This is a genomic window from Allobosea sp. P5_A5 (assembly GCF_056400625.1).
The window spans coordinates 35,462-52,239 of record NZ_JBFUKY010000002.1; the positions used below are offsets into that span (position 1 = coordinate 35,462).

21 protein-coding genes are annotated in these 16,778 nt (G+C 62.4%); 18 read left to right on the plus strand and 3 right to left on the minus strand.

What is annotated here, in order from left to right; all coding sequences use genetic code 11:
- Positions 1-240 precede the first annotated feature (240 nt).
- From AC1DR6_RS03700 to AC1DR6_RS03710, 3 genes are all read right to left on the minus strand, one after another.
- Complete coding sequence (locus AC1DR6_RS03700; RefSeq protein WP_476827843.1) at positions 241-678, minus strand: excisionase; 438 nt, start codon at positions 676-678, stop codon at positions 241-243.
- A 127-nt stretch (positions 679-805) separates the two neighbouring features.
- On the minus strand, positions 806-1,459 hold the full coding sequence (locus AC1DR6_RS03705) for a hypothetical protein (RefSeq protein ID WP_476827844.1): 654 nt from the start codon (positions 1,457-1,459) through the stop codon (positions 806-808).
- A 203-nt stretch (positions 1,460-1,662) separates the two neighbouring features.
- Positions 1,663-2,370 (minus strand): helix-turn-helix domain-containing protein, encoded by a 708-nt coding sequence (locus tag AC1DR6_RS03710; RefSeq protein ID WP_476827845.1) that lies wholly within the window; start codon positions 2,368-2,370, stop codon positions 1,663-1,665.
- Positions 2,371-2,464: 94 nt separating this feature from the next.
- Here AC1DR6_RS03710 and AC1DR6_RS03715 point away from each other — a divergent pair, with 94 nt between their 5' ends.
- The 18 genes from AC1DR6_RS03715 to AC1DR6_RS03800 all read left to right on the plus strand — a co-directional run bounded on the left by AC1DR6_RS03715 (position 2,465) and on the right by AC1DR6_RS03800 (position 16,763).
- The gene (locus AC1DR6_RS03715; protein WP_476827846.1) at positions 2,465-2,737 is read left to right on the plus strand and encodes a YdaS family helix-turn-helix protein; all 273 of its coding nucleotides are present in this window, start codon (positions 2,465-2,467) and stop codon (positions 2,735-2,737) included.
- Complete coding sequence (locus tag AC1DR6_RS03720) at positions 2,734-2,943, plus strand: hypothetical protein (protein ID WP_476827847.1); 210 nt, start codon at positions 2,734-2,736, stop codon at positions 2,941-2,943. Before AC1DR6_RS03715 ends, AC1DR6_RS03720 begins: the two co-directional genes overlap by 4 nt.
- A complete protein-coding gene (locus AC1DR6_RS03725; RefSeq protein ID WP_476827848.1) occupies positions 2,940-3,125 on the plus strand; it encodes a hypothetical protein in 186 nt (61 codons plus the stop codon). Before AC1DR6_RS03720 ends, AC1DR6_RS03725 begins: the two co-directional genes overlap by 4 nt.
- Positions 3,122-3,601, plus strand: a complete 480-nt coding sequence (locus AC1DR6_RS03730; RefSeq protein ID WP_476827849.1) for a helix-turn-helix domain-containing protein — start codon at positions 3,122-3,124, stop codon at positions 3,599-3,601. The genes AC1DR6_RS03725 and AC1DR6_RS03730 overlap by 4 nt, the downstream gene beginning before the upstream one ends.
- The gene (locus tag AC1DR6_RS03735; RefSeq protein WP_476827850.1) at positions 3,601-5,052 is read left to right on the plus strand and encodes a DEAD/DEAH box helicase; all 1,452 of its coding nucleotides are present in this window, start codon (positions 3,601-3,603) and stop codon (positions 5,050-5,052) included. Before AC1DR6_RS03730 ends, AC1DR6_RS03735 begins: the two co-directional genes overlap by 1 nt.
- The gene (locus tag AC1DR6_RS03740; RefSeq protein WP_476827851.1) at positions 5,049-5,984 is read left to right on the plus strand and encodes a toprim domain-containing protein; all 936 of its coding nucleotides are present in this window, start codon (positions 5,049-5,051) and stop codon (positions 5,982-5,984) included. The genes AC1DR6_RS03735 and AC1DR6_RS03740 overlap by 4 nt, the downstream gene beginning before the upstream one ends.
- Positions 5,981-6,295, plus strand: coding sequence for a hypothetical protein (locus AC1DR6_RS03745; RefSeq protein WP_476827852.1), 315 nt, complete (start codon positions 5,981-5,983; stop codon positions 6,293-6,295). Before AC1DR6_RS03740 ends, AC1DR6_RS03745 begins: the two co-directional genes overlap by 4 nt.
- On the plus strand, positions 6,292-6,738 hold the full coding sequence (locus tag AC1DR6_RS03750) for a hypothetical protein (RefSeq protein ID WP_476827853.1): 447 nt from the start codon (positions 6,292-6,294) through the stop codon (positions 6,736-6,738). The genes AC1DR6_RS03745 and AC1DR6_RS03750 overlap by 4 nt, the downstream gene beginning before the upstream one ends.
- A complete protein-coding gene (locus AC1DR6_RS03755) occupies positions 6,738-7,325 on the plus strand; it encodes a hypothetical protein (RefSeq protein WP_476827854.1) in 588 nt (195 codons plus the stop codon). The genes AC1DR6_RS03750 and AC1DR6_RS03755 overlap by 1 nt, the downstream gene beginning before the upstream one ends.
- A gap of 365 nt (positions 7,326-7,690) precedes the next feature.
- Positions 7,691-8,377: a ferritin-like domain-containing protein gene (locus tag AC1DR6_RS03760; protein WP_476827855.1), complete on the plus strand. Its 687-nt coding sequence runs from the start codon at positions 7,691-7,693 to the stop codon at positions 8,375-8,377.
- Positions 8,378-8,415: 38 nt separating this feature from the next.
- A complete protein-coding gene (locus AC1DR6_RS03765) occupies positions 8,416-9,072 on the plus strand; it encodes a ferritin-like domain-containing protein (RefSeq protein WP_476827856.1) in 657 nt (218 codons plus the stop codon).
- A 293-nt stretch (positions 9,073-9,365) separates the two neighbouring features.
- On the plus strand, positions 9,366-9,644 hold the full coding sequence (locus AC1DR6_RS03770) for a hypothetical protein (RefSeq protein WP_476827857.1): 279 nt from the start codon (positions 9,366-9,368) through the stop codon (positions 9,642-9,644).
- A gap of 79 nt (positions 9,645-9,723) precedes the next feature.
- Positions 9,724-9,957, plus strand: coding sequence for a hypothetical protein (locus AC1DR6_RS03775; RefSeq protein ID WP_476827858.1), 234 nt, complete (start codon positions 9,724-9,726; stop codon positions 9,955-9,957).
- Positions 9,958-9,960: 3 nt separating this feature from the next.
- Positions 9,961-10,404 (plus strand): terminase small subunit-like protein, encoded by a 444-nt coding sequence (locus tag AC1DR6_RS03780; protein WP_476827859.1) that lies wholly within the window; start codon positions 9,961-9,963, stop codon positions 10,402-10,404.
- Positions 10,388-11,902 carry a terminase gene (locus AC1DR6_RS03785; RefSeq protein ID WP_476827860.1) on the plus strand — a complete coding sequence of 505 codons (1,515 nt, stop codon included), beginning with the start codon at positions 10,388-10,390 and terminating at the stop codon, positions 11,900-11,902. The genes AC1DR6_RS03780 and AC1DR6_RS03785 overlap by 17 nt, the downstream gene beginning before the upstream one ends.
- A complete protein-coding gene (locus tag AC1DR6_RS03790) occupies positions 11,902-14,175 on the plus strand; it encodes a hypothetical protein (RefSeq protein WP_476827861.1) in 2,274 nt (757 codons plus the stop codon). The genes AC1DR6_RS03785 and AC1DR6_RS03790 overlap by 1 nt, the downstream gene beginning before the upstream one ends.
- Positions 14,175-15,650: a hypothetical protein gene (locus tag AC1DR6_RS03795; protein WP_476827862.1), complete on the plus strand. Its 1,476-nt coding sequence runs from the start codon at positions 14,175-14,177 to the stop codon at positions 15,648-15,650. Before AC1DR6_RS03790 ends, AC1DR6_RS03795 begins: the two co-directional genes overlap by 1 nt.
- A gap of 135 nt (positions 15,651-15,785) precedes the next feature.
- Positions 15,786-16,763, plus strand: coding sequence for a hypothetical protein (locus AC1DR6_RS03800; protein WP_476827863.1), 978 nt, complete (start codon positions 15,786-15,788; stop codon positions 16,761-16,763).
- The last annotated feature ends 15 nt before the right edge of the window (positions 16,764-16,778 follow it).

Below are 16,778 nucleotides of genomic sequence, written 5' to 3' on the forward strand. Positions count from 1 at the left end.
CCGGGTGCGTCAGGATGCGTTCTTGCCAAGCCAGGCGCAGTGCAGCTCGGAGGTCTTCAAGCTCGCGCCGGGCGGCGCCATCGCCGCGATGTTTCGCATAAGCCCGGCATGTGCTGGGCTTGACGTCAGAGCACCGCTTCGAGCCCCACCACTTTAACAGCCGAACCATTCGCCCGCGCAGATCCTGCGGCCGCGCCATCTTGTCCGCGCGCTGGTCAAGGTACAGAGCGACGATGTCGGCTATTTCTGGGTCGTCGGATTGCGCTTTGGCCGCAGCGGCAGGATCGTGCTTTTCGACGAGATACCGGCGGAGGGCGTCTTCGGCGCCTGGCAGCGCATCAGGGCCGCAGCCAGTGCTAAGCTTTCGCGCCCCGTCCCGGATGACCCAGACGGGGTTGTCGAGAACCTGCCCGGACTTCCCAAGCTTCGCGGGCTGCAGCCAGAGGCGGGGACCCTTCGTTGGGCGCGACATTGGCGTTCCATTTCTTCGATCGCGGCGAGCGAGGTGAACTCCTTGCCCGCCATGATCCAGGTTTCAAGCCGGCCCGCATTTCGCTCCTTTCGGAGGCTTGACACGGTCATTGATCTGTCGGGGTAGGCGAGGGCGGCGGCTGCGGAGAGGCGCAGCGCCTTGTCCTTGTCGCCCGCCGGGGCGCCGGCAGTGACATCGCTGCTCATGTATGTACCCAAGCCTTAAGCGCGCTTGCGGTGCGCGCGGCGAAGACGAGAACGGCACCGCCGGTCAGGGCTCCTACCATCAGCCCGGCGCCCCAGAGGAAGGCACGGCGAAAGACGTCTGCATCGTTCATACTGCGCGCCCCAAAGCATCGATGATGGCGGCAGGCAGCAAGGCACTCGCCCACGCGACTGTGCCGGGACCGCCCTGCGGCAGACCTTCGCAGGCCTGGATCGCCTGTGCCTTCAGCAGGATGCCGGCGACCGTCCCGGCCTCGGCATGGGTGATGGCGACGCACAGCTCAACCAGCGCGCGCTCGGCGAGGTAGCGTTCCAACTCGGCGTCATGCAGCCCGGAGGCCTCGCGAGCCTCATCTGTCGCGCGCTCGAACTTCACAGCGAGGTCGTAGAGCCGGCGATGCTCGCCTTTGTGCCATGCAGGCAGATGGCCGTGGTTCCAACGTCGCCCGCTCTGACGGTCGCTCAAGATATCCTCAGTCGTCGGTATGCGGACGGGAAAGGACTTGCCGTTCCGAGGGCTGACGAAGCGCGGCAGCTCGATCGGGTTGCCGAGGATGTCGGCGGGCTCGGGAAGCGAGTACCACGCAATCTGGCCGAAGACCGAAATGCCGAATGGCACCGGCAATCCCTCGGGAATGGCAGGCGCGAGCTTCAGCGCTGCGGCCCGCGTCTTATCGAGAACGGACAGAGCCGCTGCATGCCGGGTCTTCCCTGCCTCAAGATCAAGCCCGAGCTGGACGAGATCCGAATTCTCGCCCTGCACCTCGTCCGGGCCGTGGCGGCCAGGGCAGGGTGGAGCGGGAAGGCCGCCGGAGCGGCGAGTGTTATCGCTCCCGCGCAGCTTAGGAAGATGCGCCGGGTCGGCGCGGTAGCCTCTGCGATATGAGCCATGGTCGCTCCTCACGTGAACTGTGAGGAGCATTAACCACAATCTAAGGAGTTAAGTCAACACCCAAAAGCGTTACGCTATGGCCGACGGTATACCGCCACAATGCGGTGCGCCTCACTGAACTCGTCTCTCTTTAGGCTATAGCGACGCGGCGGGTTGAACTGGTCAACAACCCAAGCCTGCGCGTCCATATCGATAGAGGAGAGCCGCCTCACCTCGACGAGCCACGGCTTGGCTCCATCGGGCATTTTCCTAATAAAAACGCAGTCGGTGCCTGGAAGTGGCGGTAGATCTGGGTTTACGAGTATGACGTCACCCGCTCCGATCGCAGGGGCGGCGGTGTCATCGGCGACATAGAGCGCATAAGCGCCGGCCGAGTCCCATAGAGGTTCGATCCGGCGCAGGAACCCCATTTGGTCATCTGCGATCCATATCTGCTCATGAGACGTCGTGTGGAGCGGAAAAAGCCGAACAAGGGTGGTGTCTACGCCGCGGTTGTCGTGCTTGTATTGGAGCGTGGGCGGCAACGGCCCGGCCGGCCGTACTAGCATAGTAGTCTGCTTGTATAAGCCGGGCGCCTCATCAGCCAGGATGTCGAGCGGTAGCCCCAGGGCTAAGAGGATGCGCGGCAGGTGCCGGCTGTTTTCGGTGTCGCCCTTCTCGATCTTGCCGATCGTCTGCTGACTCACGCCTGCCGCGCGACCGAGCTCCACCTGTGACATGCCCTGATCCATCCGTGCTTGTAGGATGCGTTGGCCAATCGGGATCTGAGGTTCTGACGTCATAGCCGTATTCTACTCGTAAAAGAGTGAGGCGTCTTCACACTTTACATTGTTACTCCCTTCACGCTATTAGTTGGCGGAAAGGTGGTAAACGAACATGAACCAAGCGATTGCCCAGGCCATCGATGTAGCAGGCTCGCAGGGGAAGTTGGCCGACCTATCCGGCCTTTCGCAGCAACACATCTCGCGACTTTTGCGTGACGAGCAGCGGATCACGGCTGACACAGCCATCAAGATCGAAGCCGCTACCGGCTATCGGGTCACCCGTGGTCAGCTCTGTCCGCAGTTCTGGCCGCCTGCACTCGAAACAAGCCCCTCGCACATGCGTGCAGATGCGCGTCCCGCGCCACGCGCGAGGGCCGCGCGATGAGCCCCGATCAGCCTCAAATGGCGCCGGGCGAAGGCATCCCGTCGAGCGAGTTCCTGGATAGTTCTATTGACTGGGCGATCGCGCATCTTGGGGAGGCCCGCCACTGGCTGAGGGTCGGTAACGAAGCTCAGTTTCATGCCGCTATCCGAAAGCTCGACGCTAGCACAAACGCGCTGCTCGACTCTTTGCCGGAGGTGCAGTCGTGACCGTGTGCATTCCTGCGCAAGACCCGGTTTCCGTTTCAACCTGGGAAACCGGAGAGATCGTTATCGAACAGCCCGGTGATCCGCAGGTCTCGAGCTTCGATTCCGTCATCGTCGTGCAACCGCAGAACTTGCCGCGGCTCATCGATGCTCTTCAGGCGCTTCTGCCGGAGGCGCAGTTTTGAGCGCCGAGGCCCGTACCTGGGCGAAGAAGCAGAAGGCCGGCAGCGCCTCTCAGAAAAGCGTACTGGTCGCGATCGCCGACTATGTGAACGAGGACGGCTATGCTTGGCCATCGCAGGCCCGCATCGCCCGCGACACTGACCTGAGCGTCAGGTCCATCATCCGCGCGATCGCGGCTCTCGAAAAGGCTGGCCTGATCCAGATATTCCGGCGTCCGCCGCGCGACGATGGCCGGCGCGAATCGAACCTCATGCGGCTCCCGATCGAACCAGGTGACAAAGCGTCACTTGGTGACATCAGCCATGTGACACGGTGTCCAAAACCTAGTGACAGGTTGGCACATAAACCGTCAGTGAACCGCCAACAGGTTTCCAGCCATGGAGAGACTCAGGTCTCTACAGGTAGAGGATACACGCGAGGGCAACGCCGACTGGCCGCCCCGGCGATGACGATGCCGCATGAGGACGAGCCGTTCTGATGCGCCCGCTTCATCCCCATCAGACCCGAGCGCTCGACCTTTTGAGGCATTCCCTTGGCCAGGGCCGGCGGCGCCCGATGCTTCAGGCCCCGACCGGATTCGGCAAGACGCTGTTGTCGGCTGCGGTGGTCAACGGCGCGCTGCGCAAGGACAAGCGGGTGGTGTTCTGCGTCCCGGCGCTCTCGCTGGTCGACCAGACCGTCGAGGCCTTTGCGAACGAGGGCATTACCGACGTCGGCGTGATCCAGGGCGACCATGAGCTGACGAGTAGCTTCCGGCCGGTGCAGATCGCGAGCGTGCAGACGCTGATGCGCCGGCACCTGCCCGAGGCCGATGTCGTCGTGATCGACGAGGCGCATCGCTGGTTCGATTTCTACGGCCGCTGGATGGCGACGCCGGAATGGCAGCGCGTCCCCTTCATCGGCTTGAGCGCTACGCCCTGGACGAAGGGGCTGGGCAAGCATTTCGACGACCTGATCATCGCGGCGTCCACGTCCGATCTGATCGAAGCCGGGTATCTCGCCCGCTTCCGCGTCTTCGCGCCTGCGCACCCCGATCTGACCGGTGTTCGGACTGTCGCGGGCGACTTCCACGAGGGCGAGCTTTCTGAGGCAATGAACCAGCCCGCGCTTGTCGCCGACGTCGTCGAGACATGGCGGAAGATGGGCGAAGACCGGCCGACGTTCGTCTTTGCCGTCGACCGTGCGCATGCCGCCGCGTTGCACGGCACGTTCCTGCAGGCTGGCATCCCATCGGCCTATGTCGACGCGAACACCAGCACGGACGAGCGCGACGAGATCCGCACGAAATTCCACACCGGCGAGATCAAGGTCGTCTGCAACATCGGCACGATGACGACGGGCGTCGATTGGGACGTGCGTTGCGTGGTGCTGGCGCGGCCGACCAAGTCGGAAATGCTCTTCGTCCAGATCATCGGGCGAGGCCTGCGCCGCGCGGACGGCAAGGACGATTGCCTGATCCTGGACCACAGCGACACCCATCTGCGGCTCGGCTTCGTAACCGACATCACGCACCAGAAGCTCGACGATGGCACGAAGCGGGTCACGGCCAGCGACCGGAAAGCCAAGGAAGCGCTGCCGAAGGAATGCGGGAGCTGCACGTTCCTGAAGCCGCCGAAGGTCCGGACCTGCCCGGTGTGCGGATTCGAGCCGACGCGCCAGTCTGAGATCGTTTGCGAAGACGGCGATTTGCTCGAGCTGACGGCTGGCAAGGTGAAGGCCGATCGCGCCGAGAAACAGCGCTGGTATTCGATGCTCGCCTATATCGCCGACCAGCGCGGCTATTCCTCGGGCTGGACCAGCAACAAATACCGCGAGCGGTTCGGCGTCTGGCCCAACGGCATGAACAGCACCGTCCGCGAGGCGACGGCCGACGTCTGGCGCTGGGTGAAGAGCCGTCAGATCGCATTCGCGAAGCGGAGCGCCGCATGAGCGAGTCCCTTCGCGACAGGGCCCGGGGAAAGTGGCGCGAGCTGCTGCCGCGCTTCGGTATCGACGCAAAGTTGTTGTCCGGCAAGCACGGGCCATGCCCAGCCTGCGGCGGGACGGACCGGTTTCGTTTCGACAACAAGGATCAGGCCGGGAAGACCGGATACGGCAACTGGATTTGCAACCAGTGCGGCGCCGGCGATGGCTTCAAGCTGCTGGAAAAGGTGAGGGGATGGGGCTTTGCCGAGTCGGCGCGCGAGATCGAGCTGATCGTCGGGCAGGTCAAGGCTGAGATCAGGCCGTCCCGGAAGGGCAATGACGACTGGATCAAGCGTCTGAACAACGACCTCTGGGGCGTCGGTCTCACGCTCGCCGAGGGCGACCCGGTTTCGCTCTATCTCACCGGCCGCGGCATCAGGCTGCAGCGGTTCCCTCGCTTCATCCGACACGTCGAGCACTGCCGCTACAAGGACGAGGGCCATCACCCGGCGATGGTGGCGAAGTTCCTGGCTCCGGACGGCAAGCCGTCAACCCTGCACAAGACCTACCTGACGCCGTTCGGCGCGAAGGCCGACGTTCCGGAGCCCCGCCTCCTCATGCCTGGCGATCTGGCGAAGGGCGGGGCGATCCGGCTGACGAATCCGGCCGCGACGATCGGCATCGCCGAGGGCATCGAGACCGCGCTCTCGGCGACGCAGCTCTTCAGCGTGCCGTGCTGGGCCGCGCTCAATGCCGGCGCGCTCATGGCTTGGCAGCCTCCGGAGGAAGCCACCGAAATCGTCGTGTTCGGCGACAACGACGCGAATTTCACCGGTCAGCAAGCGGCCTTCGCGCTCGCGCGCCGCCTGGCGAACGCAAAGCTGACGGTGCGGGTCGAAATCCCGCCGGACGTCGACACCGACTGGAACGATGCATTGAAGGCGGACGCGGCATGACGAAGATCACACCTGAGCAGATCGCCGCCAACCTCCGCGATGTCGCGCACATGATGCCGGATGGCGGGCCAGCCGACGCTATGAGCGAAGTGCTCGCCGGCATCGCCATCGATGCGGCAGACGCGATCGAAGCAGCACAGGCCAAGGCCTTGCGCTTCCGCGACTTGCTGATGAGCCGGCCGGCGAACAACGCCGCCCTGCCTCAGTCCTACGTCGAGTGGAACAGCAGGATGTACCTGGTCGACGGCGACGGCTTCCTGCGCGAGCCGGAGGAACTATTTGCCGCCATGCAGCGGAGGGCTGCGGGATGAGCAGCGCCGCCCCTTCACCGCCCCCGCACCGCTGCGAAACCGCTGTGCCACCACCGGTTGAGGCCCAAGCTCGGGCCATAGCCCGCGCGATCTGCGCCGACTACGGGCTCAATCCCCAAGAATACGAGCGCCACGGCGGCGAGCACCCTATCATCCGCGTGATCGTCAGGCATGTCGCGCCGGCGCTGGCGAAGCTCTCCGGCGAGGCCGGCGACCAGGTTGTTTTCAGGCAGCAGGAATCGGTGAAGCGCATGCTGGCCGATGTCTCGAAGAACAATCTGCTTTCCCTGATCGGCGACCTTCAGCGCACCGTCCAGAATTATGGCGCTCGGATCGCTGAACTTGAGGCGGCGATCAGAGTCGCGATGTCGGCCTTTCAGCAGATCGACCACCAGGCGACCGACACCTTGACGAAACTTGACCTGCAGGAGGGCCGCACCTGATGGCGGGACGTTCGCAAAAGTTCAGTAAGCAGGCTGCTGTGCTCGCCGCCCAAGCCAGCGCGGGCCGGAAGCCTCAGGAAGGTGTGCGCGAGGCCAATGGCCGCTTGAGCCGGTCGGCTCGCAAGATGCTGGAGGAAGAGCCGAACCAGATCGCCCGTCTTCGTGCGGCCGCGCTGGCTGGCGTGGCTGACAAGCGATGGGGAACGCAGCTCGGCCGGCTGTTCCTGGAACGTAAGATCACGCCCGAGCAGTATGGCGCCGGCAGCAACTGGGCGGCGCTGATCGAGCGATGGCGCGCCGTGCATTGCGGCCCAAGGTTCAATCCGAAAGCCGGGCTGTCGAACCTGCAGCGCGTCAGCGGGGGAGGGGCATCGATCGGGGATGATTTCGCCGATCGGAACGACGAGCTGGTCGCGGACATGGTGGATAAGGCCATCGGGAGCTTCGCGCGTGGCGCGGCCGACCCCGCCCTGATCGCCGTTCGCGATTGCGTCGAGCAGGACATCGCCCCGGTTGGTTTCGGCGGAAAGTCTCTGCTGGACGAAGGGTTGTCTCATCTGGTGGAGCACTGGGGTCTAGACGGATGATGACCGCGGCCGACCCATTCTATCTACCCATCACGCTTCCCGTTCGATCAGCGCGAGTATATCTCGGGTTACCTGAGGTGGCATGTCCGTAGACCACAGCGCGGGCGTCAGATGTCCGCTCTCGTTCACGATCTCAGGTTTCGCTTTGCGATGAACCTCTACAGCCAGCTGATCTCGCCATCGAGTGGGAGATCCAAAAGGTCACAGGATGCGTAAACCTGATTAATCGACGCGCATGATGAGATTTTCTGCGGGTGCGGTGCTATGGCGCGATTTAGCTAAACAACTGAAATATAAAGAAATTTCTGGAACTTATCGAGCCAATTGCTGGTTTTGACGTCTCTACCCTGAAGAGGAGACGTATTATGAAGCTGGAATCAGAGCACGATATTTCAGGCCAACAACGGCGTTCATTTTTGAAATGGGCCGGAGTGGCAGCAACCGCAGCCATCGCTTTCGGTGCAGATATTCCGGGACTGAAGCTCGGCCAAGCCTTTGCCCAATCACGAGCGGTCGATCTAGGCGGCGGAGACCTAGGCGTACTGAACTACGCCTATGCGTTGGAGCAATTGGAAGCAGCCTATTATACGCAGGTCATGGCAACACCCTACGCGGGGATGAGCGCATATGAGCGGACTCTCCTGGCTGACATTCGAAACCACGAAATCGCCCATCGCGAGTTCTTCAAGAAAGCACTTGGCGCCAATCGGATTCCGGACCTTCAGGTCAACTTCTCGGCGGTCAATTTCGGTGACCGCAGCAGCGTGTTGAAAACGGCGATGACCTTCGAGGATCTCGGCGTCTCAGCCTATAATGGCGGTGGCGCGGCAATCCAGACGCCGGCTTACTTAGCGGCTGCCGGATCCATTGTCTCAGTCGAAGCACGCCATGCGGCCACGATCCGTGACATGTTGGCGCCGTTCACTTCGTCCTTCGCGGGCAACGATGTCGTCACCAGCGGCGGCGTCGATGTCGCTAATCCACCTTCGGCAGTGCTTAGGTCGGCCGCCCCCTTCATCGCCACTCCGGTTACCGCGTCGCAGCTGCCCTGAGCCGCCGTGTGTTTGACCGCCATTCGAAGGATATGACAATGACAGATCAAAATCACCTGCTATCGGCGCTCGACCCGGATTTGACCGGCGCGATTGCGTCTCGCCGCGACCTTTTTCGCTCCGCCAGTCTAAAGCTGGGAGCGGCGGCATCGGCGCCCGTCGTTCTGGCAGCCGTATCGAGCCAGGCCTTCGGCCAAGGCATGCCGAACCAGGTAGCCGAGGTGCTGAATTTCGCACTCACGCTTGAGTACCTTGAAGACGAGTTCTACCGCGAAGGTCTGAGAGCGGGCGTCGTGCCGGATCGGTTCTCGTCTGTGTTCAGGCAGATCAGCCAACATGAGACGGCGCACGTCACCCTGCTGCAGTCGACGCTTGGTTTTGGCGCCGTTGCCAAGCCCAAGTTCGATTTTACGGCCGGTGGCAAATACGCCAACGTCTTCCGCGATTTTAAGACGTTCGCAACGGTGGCGCAGACGTTCGAAGATACAGGCGTGGCGGCTTATGCAGGGCAAGCTCCGGCATTGATGGGTTCCAATGCGGCATTGACCACAGCGCTGCGTATCCATTCCGTCGAAGCCAGGCACGCCGCTGAGATCCGTATCGTGCGCGGAGTGCGGCCATGGAAGGGCGCGAGGGATCAGCCGATGAGCAAGTCCCAAGTGCTGGCAGCGGTGCGTCCCTTCCTCGCAGGCTGACCAGAAAACAATTTGCATCTGCGCAAGACGCTTGACGAGAATCTTGCGCGGTGTCAGTAATTGCGCCGTCCGAATTGCGCCCGCAGCCGAAAGGCCCGCGGGCGTTCTCGTTTCAAGGTTCGGATGCGGCGTTCCGGTAACGGGCGCGTTGGTTGGGATAAGCCAGTATCGCCCGGCCCATTGTCGCCCGACTTCTGGATTGGGGCGACCATCCGAAATTATTTTCTGGAAGAGGGCTGAATTAACGACGCTCGTGGGGTTCTCTGCGGTGGAAACTCTGTGGAGACCGTAAAATGAAGTTTGGAACGGACGGCAAAGGCCAAGCTAAGATCGAATGGGAGGTCGGAAACGTCGCCTTCAAGCTGGCCTGGATTCAGGATCGGACTGGCTCGGATAAAGATTGGGCGAAGACCGGTCGCTATCTGAATGTGGTGCGCACAGAAGGTTACGGCTGTGGCCCAGCCGGCAACGCAACCGACTTCCCGATATTCAACAGCAGCCTCTCGGACAGGCAAATCCTCACGGCATTCGTGCACGCGGTATCCGCGATGACAGGGCAGGTTCTTCCCTGAGATAGCTTTTGGTCGCACCATCAAGCCCCGCCCTCACCGGCGGGGTTTTTTATTTCCGCACCCTCAGACGGTGAACCCAATGACACTCGCCGAGATCACCCACGACCTCGCGTCGATCGACCGCGTGATCTACCGCACCGACATGCTTCGGCATGGCGTCCACGGATGGATGCTCGGGCGCGGTGGACCGCAACAGCGCACGATGCTGGTGTCCTTCCCCGTGAGCGAGCCGATGCCGACCTCTGAGGAATGGGCGGCAAAGCTCGCCGATATCCGCGCGCGGTGGCAGCCCAGCCTGAAGATGGCGAGCTGAGCGATGCCTCGGGCGTCTGAATTCACGCAAGCGATGGGCGACGCCATCTGCGAGCGCCTATCGGACGGCGAGAGCCTGCGGTCGATCTGCGACGGCGAGGACATGCCGAACAAGGCGACTGTCTTTCGCTGGCTGGCTGCCAACGAGGCGTTCCGCGACCAATACGCGGTCGCGCGCGAGGCTCAGGCCGACGCCATGTTCGACGATATGCTCGACATCGCCGACGACGGTCGCAATGACTGGATGGCGAAGCGGAACGACGCGGGCGAGATTATCAGTTGGCAGGAGAACGGCGAGGCGCTGCGCCGCTCTGCTCTCCGGATCGATGCTCGCAAATGGATGGCTGGCAAGCTGCAGCCGAAGAAGTACGGCGACAAGGTCCAGCTCGACCATAGCGGCGAGCTGAAGCTGACGCCCATCATCGAGATCAATGGCAAGCGAGGCTGACGCCAAGCTTAAGGCCGATCTGCATCCGAAGCAGATGGCCGCGCTTGAGAGCACTGCAACGGAGATCCTGTTCGGCGGCGCGGCCGGCGGCGGCAAGTCTCACCTGATGCGGCTGGCGGCCATTCTGTGGTGCGCGGCCATCCCAGGCCTTCAGGTCTATCTGTTCCGTCGCACCTATGACGACCTGATCAAGAACCACATGGAAGGCCCGAGCGGGTTTCGGAACCTGCTCTCGGGCTGGGAGGCCTGCGGCTTCTGCCGGATCGTCGAGGACGAAATCAGGTTCTGGAACGGCAGCAAGATCTACCTCTGCCACTGCCAGCATGAGAAGCACCGGTTCAAATATCAGGGCGCCGAGATCCACGTCCTGCTGATCGACGAGCTGACGCACTTCACCGACAAGATTTACCGCTTCCTGCGCAACCGCGTCCGCATGGTCGGCATTAACCTGCCTGAACAGTATGCCGGGCTGTTCCCGCGCATCATCTGCGGCGCGAACCCTGGCGGAATCGGGCACCAGTTCGTCAAGGCAACCTTCATCGACGGCGTGCGGCCGATGCGGGTCTATCGCGCGCCGGATAGCGAAGGCGGCATGCTCCGTCAGTTCATTCCGGCCCGGCTCGAAGACAACCCGAGCATGAACGACAACGATCCCGGCTATGAAGCGCGCCTCGCCGGCCTTGGTTCGGACAGCCTCGTTCGGGCGATGCGATATGGCGATTGGGACATCGTCGAAGGTGCGTTCTTCGACAACTTCCGCAAGGATCGGCACGCCATCAAGCCGTTCCCGATTCCTGACCACTGGATGCGGTTCAGGGCGGGCGACTGGGGTTCCGCGAAGCCTTTCAGCTTCGGCTGGTACGCGGTGGCGTCGGAAGACTTCATCGCCGGTCCTGGCGTCGTCATCCCGCGCGGTGCGCTGGTTCGATATCGCGAGTGGTACGGGATCAGGACCGACAAGGAAGGGAAGTACATTCCCGACGTCGGCCTGAAGATGAATGCCGAGGCGGTCGGCGCCGGTGTCCGCGTCAAGGATGGTGGCGACCCGATCAGCTACGGCGTGCTCGATCCTGCGGCCTTCAGCGAGGACGGCGGCCCTTCGATCCATGAGCGCATGATGCGCGGCACGAACGGGGCGAACGGGGCGACCTTCCGCCGAGCCGACAATGCCCGTGTCGCCTATCGCGGCGCTATGGGCGGCTGGGACCAAATGCGCTCCCGGCTCGACGGCGACGAAGACGGCCGGCCGATGCTGCTGTTCTTCGAGACCTGCATTCACGCGATCAGGACCATCCCGGCACTTCAGCACGACGAAGACCGCCCGGAAGACCTGAACACGCATATGGAAGACCACCCGGCGGACGAGGTCCGCTACGCGTGCATGTCCCGGCCGTATGAGCGCAAGGCGCCGCCGCCCGAGCTGCCGAAGCCCAAGCCCGGCCAGGTGCTGCTGCCGCAGCCTCCGATGCCGGCTTCCGGCGTGAGGATCAGGATCTGATGGCAGATGAACCCGACATCGACGATGCCGAGGACGTTGCGGAGGGCAAAGCGCCCAAATCCGCGCGTTCCTGGCTGAAGGCGATCGAGACGGCGCAGAAGGCTTTCGAGCCCTATCAGACGCGCTGCAACGGCATCGACAAGCTGTATGCCGATCTCGAAAAGCTCTCGAATACCGGCCGCGACCGCGAATTCCAGATGTTCTGGGCCAATATCGAGGTCCTGAAGCCTTCTGTGTATTCGCGTCCGCCCGTGCCGGTAGTGGTGCCTCGGTTCCAGGATGGCCGGCCGCTCTATCGCCTGGCGTCGGAACTGCTGGAACGGTCGACGACGGTCGCGTTCGAGATGGGCAGCATCGACGACGTGATGAAGCAGGTCCGAGACGACCTGGTGATTGCCGGTCGTGGCGCGCCGTGGGTGCGATACGAGACGAAGAAGCAGAGCGACACCACCACCGAGCGCGCCTGCATCGAGCATGTCGATCGCGGCGACTTCCTGCACGATCCGGCGCGGAAATGGGCCGAGGTCGGCTGGGTCGCAAAGCGGTCATGGCTCACCCGCGCGGAGATGCGCAAGCGCTTCAGCTCGATCAGCGGCAAGGCTTATCAGAACGCCAGCTATGGCATTCGGAAGGACGCGCGCGACCAGGGCGCCGACGATGGACTGAGCAAGGCCGGCGTCTGGGAAATCTGGTCGAAGACGCACAACAAAGTCGTGTGGGTCGTGGACGGCTGCGAGGTCATGCTCGACGAGGGCAAGCCGCACCTGACGCTCGAAGGGTTCTTCCCTTGCCCGCGCCCGGCCTATGCCACGCTGCAGCGTCGCTCGCTGGTGCCGGTCCCGGACGTTTCGTTCTACAAAGACCAGCTCGAAGAGGTGAACCAGCTCACCGCGCGGATCGATGCGCTGACGGACGCAATCAAGGTTCGCGGCTTCTATCCGTCCGGCGCCAGCGACCTCGCGGACGCGATCGAGGCGGCGGTCAAGAACACCTCCGACAACGCGGTCCTGGTGGGCGTGGCGAATTGGGCAGCGACTGGGGCGGGCGGCGCCCTCAAGGATACCATCCTGTGGCTGCCGGTCGTCGATGTCGCCACGGTCGTCAAGACGCTGATCGAACTGCGCCGGCAGGTGATCGACGATATCTACCAGATCACCGGCCTGTCCGACATCATGCGCGGCGCCACGGCGGCCAGCGAGACGGCGACGGCACAGCAGCTCAAGAGCCAGTACGGTTCGATCCGCATCCGCGATCGGCAGGAAGAGTTGATCCGCGTCGCGCGTGACCTGACGCGCATCGCCGCTGAGATCATGGCGGAGAACTTCGACAAGGCGACGCTGCTGGACATGTCCCAGATGGACATCCCGAGCGAAGCCGACATGGCGAAGCAGATCAAGCCACTTGAGCAGCAGGCGAAGCAGATCGAGGCGTCCGTTCGTCGCGAGATGGCCGACCCCGAGACGCAGCAGCTCGCGCAGCAGCACCCCGACCAGGCCAAGCAGCTTGTCGAGCAGGCGCAGGGCCAGATCAAGGAGCTGCTTGAGCAGGCGGAGAAGCTGAAGGGGCAGCCGACGATCGAGGCGGTGATGAAGCTGCTGCGCGATCAGCGCACCCGGCCTTTCATCCTCGACATCGAGACCGATTCCACCATCGAGCCGGACGAGAATGCGCAGAAGCAGCGTGCGACCGAATACCTGACGGCCATGGGCGGCCTGCTTGCCCAGGCAGTGCCGGCAATCCAGGAGATCCCCGAGGTCGGGCCGCTGATCGGCGAGACGATCCGGTTCGCCCAGCAGCAGTTCCGGGTCGGCCGCCAGCTCGACGGCGTCGTTGACCAGTTCGTCGAGGGGCTGAAGGCCCGGCAGGCGAGCGCTGGCCAGCAGCAGCCCGACCCGGCCGCCATGGCTGCCCAGGCGCAGGCCGAGGCCACTGCGAAGGCCGCCGAGGGCGAACAGCAGATCAAGGCGTCCGATGCCTCTATCCGCAAGCAGGAAGCGGACGTGAAGGCCGCGCGCGACGTGCAGGACATGCAGGCGCGTCAGGCCGAGGAAGAGGCCAAGGCCAAGGCCCGCGCTGACGAACTGGACATGAAGGCGATGGAAGCCGCGACCCGGCGTCAGGCCCTCGAAGATGACCGCGCTGCCGCAGCGCAGAAGCATCAGCAGGCAATGGAAGAGGGCGTGATCCGCCTCGAAATCCTGCGCGCCCAGCTCGCGAAGATCGTTGCGGCCCCGACGCCGCAGCCACCCGCCCCAGATCGAGAGGCCGCTTGATGGCAACGCCCGTAACTCTTGTGAATAACGGCGCTCCCGTCACGCTTGTGACCGGCGACGGCGTGCTGCTCGACGTGCCGTCCTCGGCGCGCGCCCGGCCGACCAGCAACAAGGTGGCTCTGATCGGCCATTCCATGCTCGACCAGGCGCTGGGCCAATTGCCGAGTGGCAATAACGTGCGTGTCTCGCAGCAGTGGGTTTGGGCGTGGCCGGGCTGGGTCAGCGCGCTCTCGAAGGGGCGCTTCATCTTCACTGAGGACTGCAAATTCGCGGTCTCCGGCTCGCTGGTTTCGGATATCGGAGACACAGTGCTGACGCTGGCGTCGAACCCGTCCGGTATCGGCATCGGCAAAACGCAGCTTCAGAACGCCATTGCCTGCCCGGCCAGCATCGTCGCCTATTGGAGCGGCCGGAATGACCGAGCCAACGCCGTCGCGCTCTCGACCTCGATCGCCAAGGCCACGCGCGACTTCAACGCGATCACTGCCGCCGGCAAGGTGGTGCTGGCGATTTCGGAGATCCCAGCCGGCAGCGCGACGTTCCCGTCGACTCGGCTTGCAGGCCAACAGCTCGCGTTCCAGCTCGCGTGGGTGGATTGGCTGACGCGCACGGCACCGGCGCTTTGGCCTGGCAAGGTCTTCGCCGTCGATCTCTGGCAAGACATGGTCGATATGTCGACCACGGCCACCCCGGGCGACGTGATCTCGGCGAAGACGCAGGACGGCGTCCATTCGTCGGCTCTGGGCGCCTATCCGCAGGCGCTGCGCGTGCTGAAGGTTCTCGACGGGCTCGGCTTCCCGCAAGGCTACCCCGCGATCGGACGGCGCGGCGACGTCTACGATGCGGCGAACAATCCGAGCGGAAACCTGCTGGGCGATACCGGCACGCTGACGCAGTCCTCTACGCCTTGGTCGGGGTCGCTGGATTCCGGAAGGATCGCGCTCGCGGGCGCTCGGCCAGCGGTCGGTTCGCAATACGGAGCGACGGGCACGGGAACGACGCTGACGGCGACGGGCTCCTTCGTCACCACCGCGACCGGCAACTGGTGGCAGGTCCGTGTCAACGGCAACACGGCGGCCGGAGCGAACCCGAACTTCACCTTCGTACCCCTCGCCACGGGCGCCATACTCCCGAACCTGTCGGTCGGCGACGTGCTGCGGGCGTACGGCGAGTTCGAGATCGACGCTAACGGCACCGGTCTGTGCGGTCTTGCGCTGATGCTTCAGCGAAACCTGCCATCCGGCAAATTCGATCTGACAGCGCAGACCTTCGGCATCGAGAGTTCGGGTGTGCTCGATACGGTGCTCGCAGGCCTGACAGCGCCGATCGCGGGCACTTGGAACGGCAACACCAACGTCACGATCGACGGCACCGAATCCGGCATCCTTGCCGGGCTTCAGGTCAACATGAAGCAATCGGTGGCGGTCGATTTCACCTTCCGCGTCCGAAATTTGGCGGTGCGAAAGACGGGGTAGTGCCGATCGTGAAGGCGGGGTAGCAGGAAATTTCGCTCGCCAAGCCCAATTATCCCAGTTTTACACTTCGGCATTGGCAGAGCCGATTGACTCGTCGATCCACAGCGGCTTGCTTCACGCTCCTGTGGGGGATCTATGAAGAGCGACGAGAGAAGTTTCTTTTTCTTCGATTGCGAGATCGCGTCGCAAACGATTGACGCAAAACTTCCAGAAATGCGCGAACTCGTGGCGGTCTGGCAAAAGTATTTTGCGCTTGGCCAGGTTACGCAGGAGATAAGAAAAGGGTCGGCTCAATTGATTCTGGGCGACATCCAGGTCGACAAGAACAATAATACTGTAAATATGATCGTTAGGCTTTCTGATTTGAAAGCGCCTGACGCGGTATATTCAAATACTACTACTGGAACATTTATTCAGCATCGTAAAAAATTAAAAGATGGTAATGATTTAGGGGCTCATATATTAATTTCAATGTTACCGGAGGTCGATAAGGTTAATACCTATAGTGCCATAGTCGAGCAAATACAGGGTCTAAACTATCGAGAGATTCGTCGCGTTCTAAATTACATCTTACATCTTCAGTACACAGATGATCCGTCTGTATTTGAAATTGATGATCCCCGGGGAAGGCGCACACGAGATGGTAAACTTCGCCGTGTCAGTCACCTTCCGCGAATCGAACTTCTCGGTCATCCCTCAGAGAGCCTCGTGTCCGACCTAGAGCGTGGTACGTTAAGTGGCGTAGTTCTGATCAAAACAGAGCCGCTCACGCCGCTCGGGAGGGCGCCTTTTCTTCGTAAACAAGAAACTCAGCTCAAACTTACTGTCGATCATGATAGTAAGCCGGTCGAAGTTTGGAAATCGCTTAAAAGTGCAATCACCGGTCAGGCCAAAGATTATCCGAATGCTAAGATATCTTTCAAATTGCCAGAAACGAAGAGATCTGTGACCGTCAAAATTGATAGCGAGACAGGAACTCCTACCGACGATCTCTATATCCGTTCTGTGATGCTGAAAGGGATTGCTCCACGGCTTGCCAGTTCCTCAAACACGGTCGTATTGCATTTGGTAGCCCTAGCCTTGCCACATTTGCTAGCCAGTCGGAATGTGTGATAGGGGAACGTTTAG